1 protein-coding gene is annotated in these 2,909 nt (G+C 56.4%); it reads right to left on the reverse strand.

All coding sequences use genetic code 11. The features are described 5' to 3' along the window. Nucleotides 1-2,909, reverse strand: a 2,909-nt coding sequence (locus G451_RS34635; RefSeq protein ID WP_425387525.1) for a hypothetical protein, incomplete at both ends; no start/stop codon positions are given.

Here is a 2,909-nt window from a genome sequence, read left to right on the forward strand (position 1 = left end):
GATAGGAGCGACCTCTGATTCAGCCTTTTGAAGCACGTGTCCTTGGTCTGCGTTGACGCTCACATCATGAGATTCTATGGGATTGATATCCGTAGATTCAACGTGACCACCGGAAAAGCCCGCCGGGGACCGACCATGGTCTGGGGCAATGGGGGAAGAGGTCGCCTCCCCACGTTGCAGCCTACGGTCTTTCTCGTCTTTATAATTCTCTTCAACGCGAGGCTCGTTTGTTATACGTTGAGACACCGTTTGAGGCTCAGGAAATGAAACGACGTCGCCTTGCTGTTTGACGGCTGTTTGACGGCTGCTTGATTCCTGCGGGCCTTGTTCAGACACGTGTCGCACCTGATCGGCCAAAAAGCCGTCGTGCCGTTCCTGCAGCGCCTGTCCGGTCGAAATGACGCGAGTGTGTCCGGTTGGCGAATGATCCTGCATCGCCTGAACAGCCTCTTCCGTTTGGCTTGGATCAACCTGCGTTTCGCTGATCACGCGTCCCTTATCGTCAAGCGCCTGCGCAACAACGCCGCTCCCCGGAGCGGGACGAACAGACGGCGCACCCAACACGACTTTTCCAAGTGTTTCCTCGTCGATGTCGTAGGGGATGAGGTCGCGTAAAACGTGATCCGTCGTCAGAATCGTGCCGTGCTGCGTCGCCACGGGGTGAACACCTTTGGGCAAAGCCGTCGGCAAAGGCGATCCTGGAGTGACAAGCATGGCTCGCTTGCCGGATTGCGGGTTTTGAATGGCCTCAAGTTGTGCGGCGATATTGTGCGACGATTCCGGGAATGGCGGTGTCGCGGCATCGTCGGGGAGAGGCTGTGTCGGGTGGTCGTTTTGAAGAGCAAGCTGTATCGCGCTCAGTGTGTTGAGGTGCGGCGCGGCAGCCTGTTTTTTCTCGTCAAGCTGTTGCAGGAGATTGACGACACGGTTGCTGTCCATGGTCTGTTGCGCTGCCGTCGCATGGACGTAAGAAGCCAGTTCCGTTGCCCGTTGCGTCGCAGCCGGCGGGAGTTTTTCAAATTCATTCTCGTCTTGCCATGCCAACGATGGAGACTCGGGAGAGAACATGCCGTCAAGTGAAGAAGAGAACGCCGGAGCCTCTTCGCGATGGGACTCGTCATACCGTTGATTCACGTTTTGCGTGGAATACCAGCCCGCATCATCGCGTGTCTGAGGCGTTTCGTCATGCAAGAGGTCGGTTTTCGACGACGGATCAACAGCCGGAGCTTCCCATTCCGGCGTTCCATCATGTTGCTTGGGACGTGCGCCACGTTCTGTGGCCTGGACAGCCCCCTTTCCAACATACGAGTAATGCCATGGCTCCCCCTTCACATCGCGCGAGAGACCGTTCTGAGCGGCATACTGTGCGAACAATTCTTGCTCGTCTTCTGTGAGCGCCTTACGGTTGATGTCGACGGCATCACCGGTATAATGTTTCGAGTGCTCGACATGTTCACCGCGGTCAGCCGAGGTCACTTGTATCTTCGTGGCGAGTTCCGTGTGTCCGTCATTGTACAGATCGGAAAGCGTCTGGTACAATCCGAGACCGGCTCGGGTCGACGTCACCCAATTCATGATGTCATCCCGAGACATGGCGTTACCCTTCGTGAATCCGGCAGCGCCCGTCATGTTCAGGGCATCAAGGTCTAATTCACCATTGAGTTTGTCCGGCGTGTTTTTCGCGTCATGCATCTCAGGCAAAAAATGATTCATGGCGGAGCCTGTCCCAAGGCCCAACGCGGCCATGACCGAGACGGAACCACCTTGCGTGTCCATGTATTCCTGGAGAGTCGGTTCCGTCTCGCGAAGTCCGGCGTGATACTTCTCGCTTTCCTGCCCCATGAACGTCGCGAATTCGGTCGCATGTTCCTCGCCCATCTCCGCGCCGAGTTTCACGCCGCCTTTCCCGATGTTGGCAAGCGCCTTGCCTGTTGCCGTCTCCGCAAATTCACTGGCTGCGTATTTCTTGACCCAGGGGATTTCGAGGAATTTGTTCAGACCGGGTATTCCTCCTAAAGGAACGCGCGCCAGTCCCATCGTCGCAATCTGACTGGCAGCTTCCGGGACCGCCTCCCACAGCCCAATGCGTGTCCCGATACGTTGCATTTCGTCGAGATACGAAGTGGCCTCGTCATCCGTTGCATTGGGATTCTTAGCGTAGAAATCTTTTAACGCGGATTCGAGAAATTCATTTTTGGAATCGGAATAGCCAATGGTCCCGCCAGATAATCCACCAGCGACAGCACCCACGACGGTGCCTACGCCTGGCGAAAATGCCGAGCCAGCCAATGCACCGGCCCCGATGCCTGACCCCATGGATGCTGCAGTCGGGAACAGGTTGCGTGCTCCCTCATATGCGCTTTTGTTCTTGAGGAGGCCGAAAAGGAATGTGTCCTGCAACTCTTCATCCGTCAGGTATTTGCTCTGCAGCTCTTGCGATTCCTTATCCTGTTGATCGATGTAGGCTTGTGTCTCGCGGTCTTTTACCAGATCATCAGACGACGATCCGCGCCACAACCGGGCGAATGTCTTCGGTGCTTGGTTGGCGATGGCGTCGTAGGCTCCCACGCCGAGCGCCTTGGCCGTCCTCCATGCCGACAAAGGGTAATCCGCCACATACTGTGCGATGGGAGCTTGATGCGTCTCCGGGTCAACGTCCATGCCGTCGAACATTGCCCCAGGAGCAGCAAAGAACGCGGCGCGGTTGGCGTCGTCTTTTTGCGTTTGCACATGATCGTGTGCAGACTGGTCGCTGCCAGCAAAGGGGTCGTAATCGACCGTTTCCCACTGCTCGTCTTCTCCTGCAAACGGATCGTAGTCGACGGTCTCCCATTGCTCTGACTGTGATGCTTCTTCATGGGCAAAGGGGTCGTAATCAACCGTTTCCCACTGCTCACTTGTCATTGTCG

This window comes from Desulfovibrio inopinatus DSM 10711 (assembly GCF_000429305.1).
Classification (GTDB): domain Bacteria; phylum Desulfobacterota; class Desulfovibrionia; order Desulfovibrionales; family Desulfovibrionaceae; genus Alteridesulfovibrio; species Alteridesulfovibrio inopinatus.